Origin of the sequence: Rubripirellula reticaptiva (genome assembly GCF_007860175.1) — a bacterium.
Lineage (GTDB): Bacteria > Planctomycetota > Planctomycetia > Pirellulales > Pirellulaceae > Rubripirellula > Rubripirellula reticaptiva.
On the sequence record NZ_SJPX01000005.1, the window covers coordinates 278062 to 295041 of the forward strand.

Genomic DNA, 16980 nt, shown 5'->3' on the forward strand with positions numbered 1-16980 from the left:
GATCGGGAACACGCAACTCGGACCCGCCCGCCCCAAAAGTGGGCGCGGCGGATTTTGTGGCGTCGATTACGGGACCAACCAGAACGCACCGGTGACGGCGGCAGTTTGGTACAGGGCACCACGCAAGCTAAGTGGCACTGGCGGCGTGATCCAGGGAGCACAGTTGCCGGGGCGATAGTAGCCGAGCGAGTAGGTGCATTCGTTGGGTGCATGGACGCCCATCTTGTAGGGAAGCACTGCGATGCTGCCGAAGAAGTGAGCCGTTTGCACGATCGGTTCCAACACGGGACCGCGAGTGTGGCCGTATCGCTCGAGGTTGACGTCTTCGAAGTACAGCGGTGTGTGACACAAGTTGGACGCTTTCCAAGTCATCGTCGATGACGTCCAGTTGCGAGGCGTGTAGGCGACTTGGTCGATCAAGCATTCCTTGGGCAGTCCCCAGTTCTCAGAAATGTAAGCCAAGTCGGCTTCGCTGAGACGGTTGATCTGCAATTCTTCCTTGGTACCAAAGTCGGTTTCGATGATCGCCTTCTCGTAAGCCAATTCACGCAACCGACCCGACGCCAGCGGAGTGCCGTCGATGTTTCGCCACTGACGAATCGATTGCTTTTCGTCGAATTCAGCTTTCAGCTTGTCGTAACGGCTCTGTTCCATTTCATCAGGACGGTACGGCGGGCTAATATCCAACGAAATTTTGTCGATCGTTTGAAAGGCAATCCGATCGCGAAAATCGCTGCACGTGATTCCCGTCGGCTGGCTCATCTCATTTTTTTCCGAGCCACTATAACTGCCCGGCTCATCATCACGACTTCGCTGCGAAGGATCATTCAAGCGATCGCGATCGGCTGCGTCACGTCGGCTTGGAAATGGATTGTCGAAATCGCCGTTAGCAGGCGAGCCCAAATCTCGGCGAGGCGGCGGCAATTCTTGGTCGCTACCTGACTTCGTCGCATCTGGTTTCATCGCGTCAGGTGTGTCGCCGCGAAGCATGTCACCCAGCGACGAACCGGATTCACGAGGCTGAGTTTCTGATGGCTGAGGCTCCAGCGGTTGAGGCTCGGGCATCGCGTCAGGCTCGGTCGGAAAACCGAACGAGTCACGAAGCTGGTTGGTCTGGCCTGGCTTCGCTGTCGGCGGAACAACTTCTTTTTCTTTCGACGGTGGTGGGAACAGGAACCCATCGTCGATCGGATCGTCGGCGATCGATTGTGGCGTCTGGGCGGCAACGTTGCGAACGGCCGAAGGCGAAGGAATCGCACTCGGAGCGGCAACGGGATCAGCAGCCGGTGCCGACAGCGACGCATCGCCAAACGGATCGCTGAAAAAGTCTGCAGCAGAACCGGCGCTCCTGCGAGCGTCGTTGGTGCTAGGGCGAGCGACTGCAGGTGCTTGGGCGACGCGCAGATTCTGTGGCGGCACCATCAAGTCGTCGACGCGAGCCGGCTGAGTCAACCAAGCCGTTTGTGAAACTGACTGAGCAGCGGCGGGCGCCGGATCCGAGACCGAACGCAAACTTGGCATCTCGCGACTGACTTGCAGTCCACTAACCTGGCGAATGGGATTGGGGATCGCCGCGGCTTGCGATCGTGCGGCAACACTCGCTTGTGCCTGAGCTTGTGCCTGAGCTTTGGCGTGACGCACCTGATCGAGTGTGGCTTGTGCTTGAACAGCCTGTGCGGCCTGAGCCCGTGCAGCCTGCTGCTGACGAGCTTGTTCGATCAAAGCCTGCTCGGCGGCGATGCGAGGGCTGCGACGCCACTGAAGGTCCCATCCGTCGCGTTGAGGCTGAGCAGCAGGAGGAGCGATGCGGGTGCCTTCACGAGGCACCGGACGAAGGCTCTGGTAGGGCGTCGATGCTGGTGACATCGATTCCGACGATATCGATGCTGGTGATTGGCCCATGGCTGGCGAAAGATTGCCCCCACTCGGAGCCGCCAGCATGACTGCGAATGCGAAACGAACGAACTTAGTTCGAGTCGCTCGAGCCCGTGTCGGGGCTGTAGTTCGGCGCTTCTTGCGTGATGGCAATGTCATGTGGATGGTTCTCCCTAACCGTCGCTGCCGAGACGCGGATGAAACGTGCATCCGTTCTCAGCTCTTGGATCGTCCGTGTTCCGATGTAACCCATGCCCGCTCGCAAGCCGCCGACCAATTGGTAGACATAATCGCTAAGCGGACCTTTGAACGGCACTCGGCCTTCGACACCTTCGGGGACCAATTTCCCCGCCTCGGTGCCTTTTTGCCTGTACCGATCGCTGCTTCCCTTCACCATCGCGCCCATCGATCCCATCCCTCGGTACGACTTGAATGTTCGTCCTTGGTACAAAATCATCTTGCCGGGACTTTCGGTCAGACCTGCGAACAGGCTGCCGATCATCACCGTGCTCGCGCCGGCCGCGATCGCTTTAGTAATGTCACCGCTGAAACGAATCCCTCCGTCCGCGATAACAGGCTTCCCTCTCTTCTCTGCTACTTTGACTGCATTAAGAATCGCCGAAATCTGAGGCACGCCGACGCCACTGATCACTCGAGTCGTGCAGATCGATCCGGGGCCGATTCCGACCTTGATCGCGTCCGCACCTGCTTCCAACAGGGCCTCCGCCCCCTCCGCCGTCGCGATGTTTCCCGCGATGACGTCGATATCCCAGGCTCTTTGATTCTTAATCTCTCGCACGGTCTCAATCACGTTCTTGCTATGACCGTGAGCCGAATCGACGGTTAGCACGTCCACGCCTTGTCGAATGAGCTTCTCTGCCCGTTCAAAGTCGCCAACGCCAATCGCCGCTCCGACTCGCAATCGACCCTGCGGATCTTTGCAAGCACGCGGGAACCGCTTCATCATGTCGATGTCGCGGATCGTAATAAGTCCCGTTAGTTTTCTATCTTCGTCAACCAGCAGAAGTTTCTCGACCCTTTTTCCCGTTAAAATCTTCTCAGCTTCCTCAAGCGTTACATTCCCTACTGCTGTCACCAAATTATCACGAGTCATGACCTCGCTGATTGGGAGATTTGGGTCCTCTAGGAAGCGTAGGTCTCGGCGGGTCAGAATCCCCACCAACGTCTGGTCATCGTGAACAATCGGGATGCCAGACACGTTTGCGGTGTCCATCAGCTCGACCGCGCGGCGAACCGGGACGTCGGGCGATAGGGTCAGCGGTTCAAAGATGATCCCGTTGGCAGATCGCTTGACCTTAGTAACCTCTTCCACCTGATCGTCGGTGGTGAGGTTCTTGTGGATAACCCCCAGACCGCCTTCCTTCGCAAGCGCGATCGCCATCTCGGCTTCGGTCACCGTGTCCATAGGCGACGAGATCAGCGGGATTTGCAACTTGATGCGCTCGGTCAACTGGCTGCGAACGTCGACCTCACTGGGCACTGCTTCGCTATACCGTGGCAGCAAAAGGACATCATCAAAGGTGACACCGAGAGGTCCAATTTTGTCGTCCGACATGAGCTGCGATTCCGAGGATAAGGGGATCTGGGAAAGGCAACAAATTATGGCCGAACCTCAGGTTTCACGCCAGGGCCAGCCCCTGGCTACTTAATTGCCTTCACCATCTCGCGTTCAGGCATCGCTTTGTAGAACGGATCCAGCGGGAAACACCCGCTAATCATCCCGTTCCTTGGTGCCGTGGTACATTCGCTGAACGTGCGGCAGACTTTCTTTCGCTGCTGTTTGACCCCGGCGATCACGTCGGCCGGCAACTCCGGATACGACAAAACCATCCGCCCCAGCCCGATCGAATCGACCCACCCGGCCCGAACGACGGCTTGAGCCACACCGGGCAACCAGTCCTGCAGATACGTGTAGCCCGATCCGACGAACGTCATGCCGGGGTGCGATCGTTTTAGATCAGCGGTGGCTCGCAATTGTCGCGCGACGCCCACCAACGGGTCTTCGGGCGGCAAGTACCCGTCGCTGGGCGGAAAATACGCCGGCCGCTGAATATGCGGCGTCGAGTAGGGGCTGCCCGCTGTGGTGCAGACCATCTTCACGCCGATGGATTCCAACAGCGTCAAAAACTTCGACGGTTCATCCAGGTCGATTCCCATCCCGCTGGGATCGGCGCCCCACACCAATCGCGGATCGGCGCCCGGCACTGGTTCGCCGATGCGATCTTCGCCTGGGTGATGAGGCATGAAATCATAGATGCTCAGCCGCACGCCGATCTTTAACGACGGAGCCTCAGCGTTGATTCCAGCAACAATTTCTCGTACGAAACGAGTTCGGTTTTCGAAACTACCGCCAAAGTCACCATCGCGATCCACGCCGCTTAGCAATTCGTGGCCGAGGTACCCGTGACAGTGCTTGACGTCGACGAACTTGAAACCAGCCCTTTCGGCCCGGACGGCGGCAGCGATGAAGTCATCGATCAGCCGACGCAAATCGTCATCCGACATGATCGCCGAATCGTCGGTGACGTTTCCGCGAGGATCTAGCGCGGGGTTTCGCTGGACCGTCCTTGGTTCTGACTTCGTTTTCTCGTTCGGTTTCGCCCAGCGTCCCGAATGCGTCAACTGCAAACCGACGTACAGGTCATCGGTACGCCCAAACCGTTCTTGGTGAGCATTTTCAAGTTCATGTCGCAACCCTTCGATCGACGACAGATTTGATTCCGTCATCAACAACTGATTCGGATTCGCTCGACCATCATGCCGGACCGAAACCGCTTCGCCGCCCCACATCCACTTGGCGCCACTGATGCCAAAGTTGCGCCAACGCCGCCGCGTCAAATCGGTCGGCTTTCCATCGGTTGTGCCGTCCCAACCTTCCATCGGCAAGATGCAAAAACGATTGCCGACGGTGACGCCATCAACATCAAGCGACTGACCCAACGGCGAATCGGCACCGGATTCAACCTCGGCGTCCGATGGAAAATCGGCCCCCAGTTCTTTCAGGTGATCAGTAAACTGCTGGTGCGACTTAAAACTTGCAACGCGTGGATAAGCACTCACGATGATACTCCGGTGAAACGACCTGTCATTCGACCAAGGTCTTGTGCGATTTCTTTTAATATTTCCAAATCTGAATCGGGGCGAGTTGGCGACTTGGGGTGAGTCAGGTTGGTCGCAATTTGCCCGCGTAAATGCAAGAACATCGCTGCCGAGTGCTTGTACGCGGACGTTGGGTTGCGAAAGGCAAAAGTGCCGAGATACTGAAGCAAATCGTTCAGTTCATAGAAACGATCGTCGCCGTTTTCCCAGTACGAATCACGAAGCGCAAACGCATCCGGTGCAAACGTACTAAGCCCCAGCAAGTAATCGCTGCCGTACATCACCATGTCGACCGCCAGATCGTTGCCCGTGTAAACTTTGAAATCCGGACGCACGCGATCTCGCAGTTCCAATCGCTGCCACTCCTCGGCTCGCCGAAGCGATGAGTGCTTCGCGCCAGTCGCGGCAGGGATTTGCATCAACTGCTCGTACACCTCGATCGAATAGATCCGGCCGAACGGCGCAAACATCGTTCCTAACTCAAAGAATAAAAACTCATCGCAGCCGCTGCCCATCGTGCGGTAGGCTTCGACCAAATCCGGCTCGGCCAATTCGACCAAACCATACGATTGGAACAGGATCGGTGTGCCGCCAAAATCAACGACCTGCTGGATTCCAGTCTGATAAGCAGCCAAGTCGAACGCCGCGCCTTCTTGGCTCGGAACGAAGACTCCGCCGACGTAACGTTTGCCACTGCAAATCGACTGAGTTCTTCGCAAGACTTCTTCGCGAGTTGATTCGTCAATCAGGTTGGCGTAACCAGTGTCCATGTTGACCGCCGGTGCAAGTCCAGCATTGAGCGTCCGCTCGACGTGCAAGTCGAAACCGGCCCAGTCCACATCACCAGCGGACGTGAAGGGAAGTAAGATCGCAGAGATCCCGGTGATCTTGCGGCGAGGCTTCAGCAGCGAAATCGGATTCATCAGGTACGTTCAACAGGCCCAGTGGAATTGACGGTTCCCGCGCACGCGACGTACGGGGGCTGACATATATACTCGACACCCAACCCCCAATCTTGGACAATTGGGTTTTCGAAAATTTGCAAATCGGGCAATCGCATGGTTTCCGTCCCTGACAACCTGAACGACCACGCCGTCACCGAACGCATGCCGCCGTGGGGCGTGCTGATCATCGAAAGCCACCACAGCCCCGGTTTTTCGATGGACTGGCGAACTCATTCGTTCGTCAAGATCGTCTACGTGCTTCGCGGATCAGGCACGTTTCATCTCGGTAATCATGACCAAAAATTCGAAACCGGCGATATCGTTGTGGTCGCACCAGGCATTCGAAACCGTATCGTCGACACTCCGGGCGCCGCATCAAGCCTGTACGTTGCCTGTGTGGCCGACAGCCACTTTCGATTCGACCCAACGATCGTCGATCGAATCGGCACTCGCGTGATCCATGGCGACGGAGCCTTTGCAAGTCGGGTAGCCAGCGTGATGCGGCGATTGGTTCACGCCCAAGAAACCGCCTCGCGTGATCGGCCGATTGCGATGGTCACCGAAGCGATCAAGCTGATTCAATTGACGCTCAATCACCCGAACTCGGGCCGCCGTCAACAACGCACACCGGGTGCCTTGCTAGGCGACGTGCAGGGCTATATCAACGCGTTGCCAACACACTTCTTTGACGAAACCACCATCGACGAAGTCGCGTCGTCGCTGAACATGTCACGCCGATCGTTCACCGAAGCGTTTCATAAGTTGACCGGCGAAACTTGGCTGACTTACGTTCGACGACTTGCGATCGACCATGCCCGACGACGATTGACGGAATCGGATCTGCCGATCGTTTCGATCGCATTTGAATGCGGCTTCAACGATCTGTCGACGTTCTATCGGCAATTCAAAAACCAATGCGGCATCAGCCCCGCAAAATACCGCGCACAGCATTAAGAACGGGGAAGAAAACAGAGATGCCGGGACGGCATCTACATCAAGCATTTGTTTAGAAATAACTCCGGCATTCACAGTCACAAAATCACTGTTCCGCGGGGCGGGAGAGTGAAGTATCGAACTGATTTCCGTTCGATCCAAAGGCGTTTGATCGCATAGCCCAGGGTCGCACTCGAAGCGCCGGCACACGCTGGGTCCCCATATTACCCGCGGCCTCGCGGTCCCAACCGACCGAACATTCGGTCTAGCTCGTCACGACTAAAGAACAACGCCGTCGGCCGGCCGTGCGGACAGTGATGCGTGTCGTGATAGAGATCCTTTTGCTCGAGCAAGCTAACGATCTCTTCCGGCGCCAGCGGATCGCCCGCTTTGACGGCCGCCTTGCAAGCGATCGTCGAAAGCAAACGGTTCAGCAGATCTTTCGGATCGGGTTGCTTGCCGGCCGAAACCAACGCATCTAAAACCGTTCGCAACATATCGGCCGGCGATCCATGCTTTAGCATCGCAGGATAAGACTGGATCACGATCGTCTCGCCGCCAAAGTCATCGATTTCTAGACCAATTTTGCCGAGCGTTTCCTTCGCATCCAGCGCCGCAGTCCGCTCGGCCGGCGTCAACGAAACGGGTTCCGGCACCAACAACCGCTGCGACTCCAACGACTTGCCTTCGCCCAGCACTTTCTCGCAAACTCGTTCGTACAGCACTCTTTCATGAAGCGCGTGCTGATCGATCACGACCATTCCCGATTCATCCTGAGTGACCAAGTAGCGATTGTGCACTTGGAATCCGAGATAGCAAACCGACGGCGAGATTCCGTCGCCGGTCTCCGCCCCGTTCGTTGCCAGCCCGTTCGTTGCCAGCCCGCCACTGTCTTTCGATTCCACTTCCCAAGGAGCAACATCACTAACCGGCGAGGAACTTGCGCCGCCTGGATAAGGCTGGAACGCGGGCGTTCCGATCGACGGCATCGTTTGAGTGGTCGCGATTGGTTTCTGCACGCCTGTTCGCGCCCAATCAATCACGGACTGCCGCTGCAATTGTGCAGATTGCTCGGGTGAACCGGGCGGAACGGGAACGGCCGCGGGAAGGTCATCGGTTTCTTGTGATGAACCAGGACCGACGCGATGAGTCATGTCGGTGCGAAGGAACTGATGCCGCAGTGTTTGCAGCAATCGTGCATACACTTTGCCGCCATCGGTGAACCGCACCTCCAACTTCGTTGGGTGAACGTTCACGTCGATCATTTCGGGCGGCATGTCCATCCGCAAAAAACAAACCGGGAACCGCCCAACCATCAAAAGTCCGCGGTACGCTTCGCCGAGTGCGTGCTGCAGCGAACGATCGCGAATATGCCGGCCGTTCAAAAACAGATACTGCATCCGATTGTTGCCGCGACTGACCGACGGATCGCAGACATAACCGCTGATCCGAACGTTGTCGGAATCGTCGCGAATCGGAATCAGCACGCTTGCGACCTCGTCACCAAAAAACGCACCAATCCGATCCGACCATCGAGTCGAAACGGGCAAGTCGTAAACGATCTTGTCGTTGTTGATCAGCACAAAGTGGACTTGCGGATTGGCAAGCGCCAAACGCGTGAACGCTTCGACGATATGGCCACGTTCGGTACCTGCGGTTTTCAAGAACCGATGCCGAACCGGCGTGTTAAAAAACAGATTCTTGATTTCGATCACCGTCCCGACCGGACAACCGCACGGCGCGGGCGCCTCGATGACTCCGCCACGGACCTGGACTTCGCTGCCGCAGTTATCGCCTTCGGTGCGACTGCGGATCGTCATGTGCGAAACACTGCCGATCGACGCCAATGCTTCCCCGCGGAACCCAAGCGTGCGAACGCTGAACAGCGAATCGTCATCGGGCAGCTTGCTGGTGGCGTGCGAAGCAATCGCTAGCGGTAATTGCTCGGCTGTCATTCCACAGCCATCGTCGCTGATGCGGATCAGTTCGGTGCCGCCGCCAGCGATCGTGACTTCGATGCGATGAGAACCTGCATCAATGCTGTTCTCGACCAACTCTTTCACCACCGACGCCGGACGCTCGATCACTTCGCCCGCAGCGATCTGGTTGATCAAATTAGGGGGCAGTTGTCGGATCGTCGGCAGTTCGCGAGTGGTCGTATTCATGGGGATCGAATGTACCGCCAAATGAATCGATCACAACCACAAATCACCCGGTGCAAGCCGAGCCAGCACGTACTCCGCCAACGATATGGCGGAGTTTTTTCGATTCACCTGGCGACCACCCGGTCGGCTTACTCGCCGAACCCGATGGGCAACATCATTCGCTGGTTGCCACGACGGACGATCAGTCGCAAGATTTGGCGCGATCGTTCGGCTCGCGCAAAGATTGTCGCCAACTGGTCCACCGACGTCAGTTCAGCACCGGCAGCCGACTCGATCACGTCGCCGACTTCTAGTTCTGCTTGCGCCGCGATGCCAGCATCACGCACACTGCTGACGATCAGCCCGCTGCGAAGCCCCTGGTATCCGTACTGTTGAGCCGATTCCGGCGTCACGGGCACCAGTTCGGCACCAATCTGCTCGTAGAAGCCGCTGAACATCGCCATCGCCGCATCGGTCCGCTCGCCCAACTGGACTTGAACGGTCACGGCTTCGCCGTTGCGATCGACTTCCATACTGACGGTCGTTCCCGGCACGCGGCTGGCCACATAGTTGCGAAGCTGAGTCCCGCCGGTGACTTTGCGGCCGTCCAACTTGACCACCACGTCGCCCGGCTGCAGGCCAGCCTTCGCCGCTGGCTGGTTTTCCAGCACCGTACCGATCAGACCACCGGATCGGACTTTCAAGTCATACGAGTTGACGCTGTCGGGAGTCACGTCAACGACTTGGGCCCCCAAAAATCCGCGGTGCACTTCGCCAGTCTCGATAATCTGTTCCAAGACCGGTTGGGCCAATGACACAGGGATAGCAAAACCGATACCCGCACTGCCGCCCGAACGCGACAAGATCGCTGTGTTGATGCCAACCAATTCGCCACGCAAGTTGACCAGCGGGCCACCCGAATTGCCAGGGTTGATGGCCGCGTCGGTTTGCAAAAAGTCTTCGAAGCCGTCGCCATCGGCGATGATCCGCTGAACACGGTTCTTTCCGCTGATGATCCCGGCGGTCACGGTTTGATCGAGCCCAAAGGGGCTGCCGATCGCCAACACCCAATCACCGACGCGGATCTCATCACTGCTGCCCAGCATTGCGGGTCGCAGTCCGGTCAAGTTGACCTTCACAACCGCCAAATCGGTCTGAGGATCCGTGCCCACGACCGACCCGACTTCGATGCGGCCGTCGGAAAATTCAACCGACAATTCGTCAGCACCTTCGATGACATGATTGTTCGTCAAAATGTAGCCATCCGCGCGAACGATCACGCCGCTGCCCATCCCGCTAGATTCACGTTCTTGGATTTGCGGCTGGGCCTGGCCGCCAAAGAAGTCTTCGAAGCCGCGCGGCACGCGACGGCCTGAGGTGCGAACCACTTGAGTCTGTTTCGTGCTGATGCTGACCACACTTGGCTTCAGTGCTTCGGCGACGTTTCGAAACGCTGTCGACAATCCGTCCGCAGCGGTCAAGTTTTGTTGCTGCAACGTCGCCGCGGCAGGCGGTGCTGGCTGGCCGTCCCGCTGAGCCGAAAATTGCCCAGTCGGTGCCCGTTCTTGCCCAATCGCTTCAACCTGCAAACTCTGCGGCAACGACATCACAACGCCCATCACCAAAACCCCAACCAACATGGCGGCCAGTGCGAACGATGTACTTTTCCAAAGACTCTGCATCAATGTTTCTCCAAGTCCAAAAACTCACGATCCGGCTGTCAAACCGGCAGAACGTTCTCATCATTCTAGGCGAGCAAACCGCAGGCCAATTCTTCCGTTCGGTCTCGCATGACAGCCATGCAGCGTGGTAACTTAATGATTGCATAAACAGGACGTTGTAGAACGCGATGATTCAGGGCAATCAACGGGTGTATGGAATCAAAAAATGATGCGAGACACTTTGACAGTGATTTTGGCGGGTGGACGCGGTTCACGGCTCGAACCACTGACGCGAGACCGAGCCAAACCCGCCGTTCCCTTCGGCGGGCTGTACCGGATCGTCGACTTTGTGCTCAGCAATTGCCTGAACAGCGGGATGCGCAACATATTGTTGCTGACGCAGTACAAAGCGGGTTCGCTGGACCGGCACATCAACTTGGCATGGCGAAATTACTTTTGCCGAGAATTGGGCGAATTCATCGATGTCGTTCCGCCTCAACAGCGTTTCGCCGACAACTGGTACACCGGCACGGCCGACGCAGTTTACCAGAACATCTACGCGATCGAACGCGAACAGCCGCGTGACGTCGTCATCTTGGGCGGCGACCATATCTACAAGATGAACTACAAACCGATGCTGGAATTCCATCGCAGGATGGACGCAGACATCACCATCGGGGCGCTGCGAGTGACACGCAGCGAAGCCAAAGAGTTTGGCGTCATTCAGGCCGATTTAGATCACCGAGTCCTCGGTTTCCAAGAAAAGCCCGAAGACCCGATCCCCACCCCCGAAGACCCCGACGTCTACATGGCGTCGATGGGCATCTATATCTTTAACGCACGTTTTCTGTACGAACAATTGTGCGACGACGCGACCATCGAAGACAGCGACCATGACTTCGGCAAGAACATCATTCCCGGGGCGATCGACGATTACAAAGTCTATGCGTTCCCGTTTTTGGACGAGAATCGCAAACGCGACGCATACTGGCGAGACGTCGGCACGATCGACGCCTACTTCGAGGCTACGATGGACCTGATCGGCGTCGACCCGCTGCTGAACCTGTACGACGAACATTGGCCCATCCGCGCGTTTCAACCGCAACTGCCGCCGCCAAAATTTGTTTTCGGCAGCGAGGGTGGCCCAGCAACTCGCCGCGGCGTCGCGCTCGATTCGCTGGTTTGCCAGGGTGCGATCATCAGCGGCGGTACGGTTGCCCGCAGCGTCTTGGGACCAGGCGTTCGGATCAACTCTTACGCTCGAGTCGAAGATTGCATTCTGTTCGATGATGTCGAAGTCGGGCGTCGCAGCCGGCTACGACGCGTGATCGTGGACAAGGGTGTCCGTATCCCGGCCGAAACCGAAATCGGATATGATCCCGAAGCCGACCGGGCTCGCGGATTCACCGTCACCGAAAGTGGACTAGTGGTCATCGCTCGTGGTGACGAACTTTCGTTCGCCCCCGAAGTGGCCCGCAGCTAGCAACTGTCAGCCTGGGAATTGTGTACCTGGCGAACGTGAACAGGGCAAACGTGAACAAGGCAGGGATTTTTCGCCAATGTCGCTCGCAGAAGCTACGCCGCTGATCGCCGGGATCGTGCTTGCGACCATTTTATTGGCCGTCGGCTTTCTGATCGGCTACCGTCGCGGCCGACGGCGAACCGCCGATGATGGACACAACCTCAGCGACGATGATCGCCAGCAACTTCTGCAGTTGATGCAGGAACTCGGCGCCTGGACCCACGACTACGCTGGGAACGTGTCCGGCAACCAAGAACAACTGGTCCGCTTGAGCGAAGCGGTCCAAAAGGACGGCGCAAGATCGCCTGCCGAAATCAAAGTCGTCGCCGTCTTGCAACAGATCATGCAGAACAACGAGCAACTAAAGTCCAAACTCGACGAAGCCGAAGAACAGCTCGAACGACAGACCCGTCAAATCGCATGCTATCTAACCGAAGCCCGCACCGACGGACTGACGGGTCTGTTCAATCGGCGAGCACTGGACAACCGATTGGACGAACTGTTCATCGGCTACCGAGCGGGCGGTCGATCATTCGTAATCGCGTTGATCGACATCGATAAATTCAAAGTCATCAATGACACGCACGGACACCAAGCCGGCGACCAAGTGCTAAAACAGCTAGCCTCGGTGCTGCGGACTCGCTTGGACGGTTCGCTGATGGTCGCACGATTCGGCGGCGAAGAATTCGCGGCCGTGATGGACGGGCCACTGCGAGTCGCGGCGGAAAAAATGAACGAGTTGCGTAAGGCTGTATCGGAGTACCCGATGCAGGCGGGTTCGAAAACGATCGACGTCACGATCAGTGTCGGGCTTAGCGAACCACGCGACGACATGATCGTCAGCCCCGTGCTGCGACGAGCCGACGAAGCATTATACGCCGCAAAAAACATCGGACGAAACCGAGTCTACTTTCACGACGGCCGAGACCCGATCCTGGTCGGAGCTCCCGAAGTAGCAAAGTAATACGACGATCAGCAATACGCATCACAGCAATTCGCAACTATAAGACTTATCACGATGGCAAGCCCCCAAACGACGCCCTACGACATCACCACCATGCCGCCGGGCATTCCCTACATCGTCGGCAACGAGGCAGCCGAACGATTCAGCTTCTATGGAATGCGCGCCATTTTGACGGTGTTCATGACCAAGTATCTGGTCGATGCGACCGGAGCGATGGACACAATGGGTGACGAGGACGCCAAGTTCTGGGGGCACACGTTCATCATGGTGGCGTACTTTACGCCAATTCTTGGCGCGTTTGCGGCGGACTGGTTGTTTGGTAAGTATAAAACGATCCTCTGGTTATCGTTGCTTTACTGTGCCGGCCACTTCGCATTAGCGATCAACGAAACGCGGATGGGACTTGCGGTCGGACTTAGTCTGATCGCACTAGGTACCGGAGCGATCAAGCCCTGTGTTTCGGCTCATGTAGGGGACCAATTCGGGACCCGAAACTCGCACTTGCTAGAAAAAGTCTTCGGTTGGTTTTACGTTGCCATCAACCTTGGCGCGTTCCTGTCGACTCTAGCGACGCCGTTCTTGCTGGACCGATTCGGATCCAAAGTCGCCTTTGGTGTGCCGGGCGTTTTGATGGCCATCGCGACGTTCGTTTTCTGGCTTGGCCGAAACAAATTCGTTCACATTCCGCCCCGCGGAATCGTGGTTTTCAAGGAAGCGTTCACCGGCGAAGGATTGAAGGTTATCCTGAAATTGACTCCGGTGTATCTGCTGGTTGCCGTTTTCTGGAGTCTGTTTGACCAAACCGCGACGAGCTGGGTTTTGCAGGCTGAAAAGATGGACCGGACGGTGTTCGGATTCGAATTGCTTTCCAGCCAAATCCAAGCTGCCAACCCGTTCATGATCTTGGTGCTGGTACCGCTGTTCAGTTACGTGGTCTATCCGGCAATTAGCAAGGTCTTCCCGCTGACATCACTGCGAAAAGTTTCAATCGGGATGTTCCTGTCGGTGTTGGCATTCGCTTTGATTGCGGTTGCCGAATCGAAAATTCAAGCAGGCGACACGACTAGCATTAGCTGGCAAGTCTTTGCGTACTTCATCATGACGGCAGCCGAAGTGATGGTCTCGATCACGTGCCTGGAGTTCAGCTACACGCAGGCTCCCAACAGCATGAAAAGCATCATCATGAGCCTGTACTTGCTGTCGGTTTCACTCGGCAACTTCATTGCCGCAGGCGTCAACGCAGTGATCCTGAACGCGGACGGTTCATCGAAGCTGCCTGGGGCAATGTACTACTGGTTCTTTGCCGGACTGATGTTCGCCGCCGCAGTTGCCTTCATCTTTGTCGCATATTTCTATCGCGAAAAGACATTTATCCAAGACAACGAGGCATCTCAGCGTTCGATCGCCGAGGGCAGCGAAGGCTAATCGCACCGAAGCGACTAAAATTGCCAAGCGGCTCGGATACCGACGCCATCGCTAAGGTCGATACGCACGTCGTCTCGTTCGTACTCGATACGACGACCGAACGTGTAGACGGTTTCGATGTTGAAGCCGCGGTTGCCGGCGCCGATCACTTCGTAGCCGCCAATCAACTCGTAGGCTCGGACCGTTAATTCGTCCGACTCGCCACTGGATCGCTTCACGGCCCATGTGTTGCCGCCGATGCTGGCACCGACGAAAGCCCAACCTTCTGCATGGCCGCCGTTTTTCCACAAACGACGGGCAAGCCGCGGACGTGGCATGGTCGCGTCGATTTTCCACCATGGGGTTGGCAAATAAACAAATCCAACAGCAGGCAACAAGCCAATGTCATTACGGGCAAAGTAAACGACACCAGCGGACAACGTTAGATTCGGACGCGGCTTCCAGTTCATCAGCGCCAATCCAAACAAACGAAACCCATTGTCGGATGTGTCGAAGTCACTTCGCACCGACGGGGTGACAACAACGGTGGTCGAGAAAACTTCGGACCATTTTTTTTGGTTCAATATCGATATACCGGTGTCGTAGACTGAACCCGGAACGTCAATGCCGGTCGGGCCGTCCAAGTGATCGACACGAAAGTAAGGACGAAATCCGACGATATTATCCATCGATCCACCGGTGATCACGCCGATCGGAAACCCAAAATTGATCCTCGCCTCTTCGAAGGTTTGGTTCATTCGCCCCGAGACGTCATCGTTGCCGGTGTCCCAAAGATGCCCGCCAAGTACTTCGGTGCCTTGATAGAAGCTTTTCCTGAACCGCTCAATCGGTACCTCGCCCGCGGCCTGGCTCACCATCATCGACGCCACCGAATCGGCAGGCATGTAGACGGTCGGCGGATAGATTCCGTCCATCGTTGGATCGATGACTGGACCACTCAGAATCAGATCGCTGATCGAGCGATCGCCCAAGGCCGGATCGTGCACGACACGGTCGCGAAAAGCATGCTGGCCAAACAGCGGGTCTTGGGATGTATTGCTCCGCAGTAGATCCGAACCTGAAATCGTTTGAGCATTTGAAACTGGCGTGTCCCATCCGGCGACGGCACAAACCGCCGCCAGCGAACTGGCAAGGCAAAATTGCGACAACCGCATAGCAAACTCCGAAGAACAGTGGGACAGGTTGACTGCTACCAAAATGACGACGGGCGAATCAACTGAAATCCTTCATGCGGACTGCTCCGACCGCTCGTGGCCTGTAAAAACGTCACACTCAGTGAAAAAAATTGGTCTAAATCTGCAATAAATTGAATTTCACGAAGAATTTTTCGCAAATCCGCACTTTGAGTGCGGCAAACCGTAAAAGAGTGCGATACTTTGCTAGTACGGAAATCGCTCCGGCAATTTTTCGTAATGAGAGCTTTGCCCGTGCCCCGGCAAAGCTCTTGGTAGTGCGCGGCAGGTTCGAAACTGCCCCTTTCGGCCTGCCGCCGCACTACACTATTAACAAGAGGCTAGTGGATGGCATGCCGTTGAGTGGATCTTCGCTCCGATTGAATGATCGGCTACCCACAGTCGACAACCAATTTCTACAACCCACGATCCAGATTGGGGACACGAGTGAACACCGGGGGCAACGGGATGCAGCCAGACGGATTTGATCAGGTCGAATCCTTCATGGCCGAATGCCGTTCGATTGTGTCCGAAGTCCACGCCGCAATCTTGGCAGACACTCCCACCGACATTGCGATCAATTCGAGGCCTGATTGTGTCTTCATCAAAGCCACCGATGGGACGATACTGGACTGCAACGATTCGTACCGCAAACTGTTCTCTCACCATGTCAGCCCAACGGGCCGACTTGGATCAGCGTACCTGGACGAATCGCTGATCGCAGCATCGCAACTCTCCGATCAGCTGATCATCTCGGGCGCTGACGACGTTGTGTTCACCCATCCTTGCCGGGACTCACACGGTCGCTCCATCACGTTACGAACGTACAAGTCATCCTTACTTGGACTTGGGCACCCTCGTTACGCGATTCTGGGCATCTGCCGGCTGATGAGGGTTAGCATCAGCGACCGGCATGTACGATTGCTGCCACTTCATGCCTCGTGGAATCAGTTTGCAAAACTAAAGCCGCGCGATCAACAAATCGCAGCCGCACTGGCACGCGGTGAGAAATTAAAAACGATCGCAAGTGAGCTGTCCGTGTCGGACAAAACGGTCGAAAACGCCCGTTCACAAATATTCAGACACATGAATCTGGATCAGGCTGCTGACCTGATCAAACTACTCGTTCGGCTTCAGGACAACGGCTTTGCTGACTTTGGTTTGTGATAACAATCGTCAGCAAAGCCCAGTGTTTTACAACGCCCAGTGTTTTACAACGC

Annotated in this window: 12 protein-coding genes; 5 read left to right on the forward strand and 7 right to left on the reverse strand. The window is 56.5% G+C overall.

The features are described from left to right. Window positions 1-66: 66 nt before the first annotated feature. The 4 genes from Poly59_RS22195 to Poly59_RS22210 form a co-directional block, all read right to left on the reverse strand. Window positions 67-1902 carry a hypothetical protein gene (locus Poly59_RS22195; RefSeq protein ID WP_246151857.1) on the reverse strand — a complete coding sequence of 612 codons (1836 nt, stop codon included), beginning with the start codon at window positions 1900-1902 and terminating at the stop codon, window positions 67-69. 64 nt (window positions 1903-1966) lie between these two features. After that, entirely contained in the window at window positions 1967-3451 is a 1485-nt protein-coding gene (guaB, locus tag Poly59_RS22200) for an IMP dehydrogenase (RefSeq protein WP_146536305.1), read from the reverse strand. 86 nt (window positions 3452-3537) lie between these two features. Further along, window positions 3538-4956, reverse strand: a complete 1419-nt coding sequence (locus Poly59_RS22205; protein WP_146536306.1) for an oxidoreductase — start codon at window positions 4954-4956, stop codon at window positions 3538-3540. Continuing rightward, on the reverse strand, window positions 4953-5918 hold the full coding sequence (locus Poly59_RS22210; protein ID WP_146536307.1) for a dihydrodipicolinate synthase family protein: 966 nt from the start codon (window positions 5916-5918) through the stop codon (window positions 4953-4955). The genes Poly59_RS22205 and Poly59_RS22210 overlap by 4 nt, the downstream gene beginning before the upstream one ends. 135 nt (window positions 5919-6053) lie before the next feature. Here Poly59_RS22210 and Poly59_RS22215 point away from each other — a divergent pair, with 135 nt between their 5' ends. Next, entirely contained in the window at window positions 6054-6893 is an 840-nt protein-coding gene (locus Poly59_RS22215) for a helix-turn-helix transcriptional regulator (RefSeq protein WP_146536308.1), read from the forward strand. A 203-nt stretch (window positions 6894-7096) separates the two neighbouring features. Here the strand turns inward: Poly59_RS22215 and mutL are convergent, their stop codons facing one another. After that, complete coding sequence (gene mutL / locus Poly59_RS22220) at window positions 7097-9037, reverse strand: DNA mismatch repair endonuclease MutL (protein ID WP_146536309.1); 1941 nt, start codon at window positions 9035-9037, stop codon at window positions 7097-7099. A 128-nt stretch (window positions 9038-9165) separates the two neighbouring features. Further along, entirely contained in the window at window positions 9166-10698 is a 1533-nt protein-coding gene (locus Poly59_RS22225) for a Do family serine endopeptidase (RefSeq protein WP_146536310.1), read from the reverse strand. Window positions 10699-10903: 205 nt separating this feature from the next. On the opposite strand from Poly59_RS22225, the gene glgC reads away from it, so the two are divergent. The 3 genes from glgC to Poly59_RS22240 all read left to right on the forward strand — a co-directional run bounded on the left by glgC (window position 10904) and on the right by Poly59_RS22240 (window position 14588). Beyond that, on the forward strand, window positions 10904-12160 hold the full coding sequence (gene glgC, locus Poly59_RS22230) for a glucose-1-phosphate adenylyltransferase (RefSeq protein ID WP_146536311.1): 1257 nt from the start codon (window positions 10904-10906) through the stop codon (window positions 12158-12160). Between the two features lie 76 nt (window positions 12161-12236). After that, window positions 12237-13163, forward strand: coding sequence for a GGDEF domain-containing protein (locus tag Poly59_RS22235; protein WP_146536312.1), 927 nt, complete (start codon window positions 12237-12239; stop codon window positions 13161-13163). A 54-nt stretch (window positions 13164-13217) separates the two neighbouring features. Next, on the forward strand, window positions 13218-14588 hold the full coding sequence (locus Poly59_RS22240; protein ID WP_146536313.1) for a POT family MFS transporter: 1371 nt from the start codon (window positions 13218-13220) through the stop codon (window positions 14586-14588). Window positions 14589-14602: 14 nt separating this feature from the next. Here Poly59_RS22240 and Poly59_RS22245 read toward each other — a convergent pair whose 3' ends face one another. After that, window positions 14603-15742: a TonB-dependent receptor gene (locus tag Poly59_RS22245; RefSeq protein ID WP_146536314.1), complete on the reverse strand. Its 1140-nt coding sequence runs from the start codon at window positions 15740-15742 to the stop codon at window positions 14603-14605. Between the two features lie 402 nt (window positions 15743-16144). Between Poly59_RS22245 and Poly59_RS22250 the strand changes: the two genes are divergently transcribed. After that, on the forward strand, window positions 16145-16927 hold the full coding sequence (locus Poly59_RS22250) for a LuxR C-terminal-related transcriptional regulator (RefSeq protein ID WP_146536315.1): 783 nt from the start codon (window positions 16145-16147) through the stop codon (window positions 16925-16927). Window positions 16928-16980 lie beyond the last annotated feature (53 nt).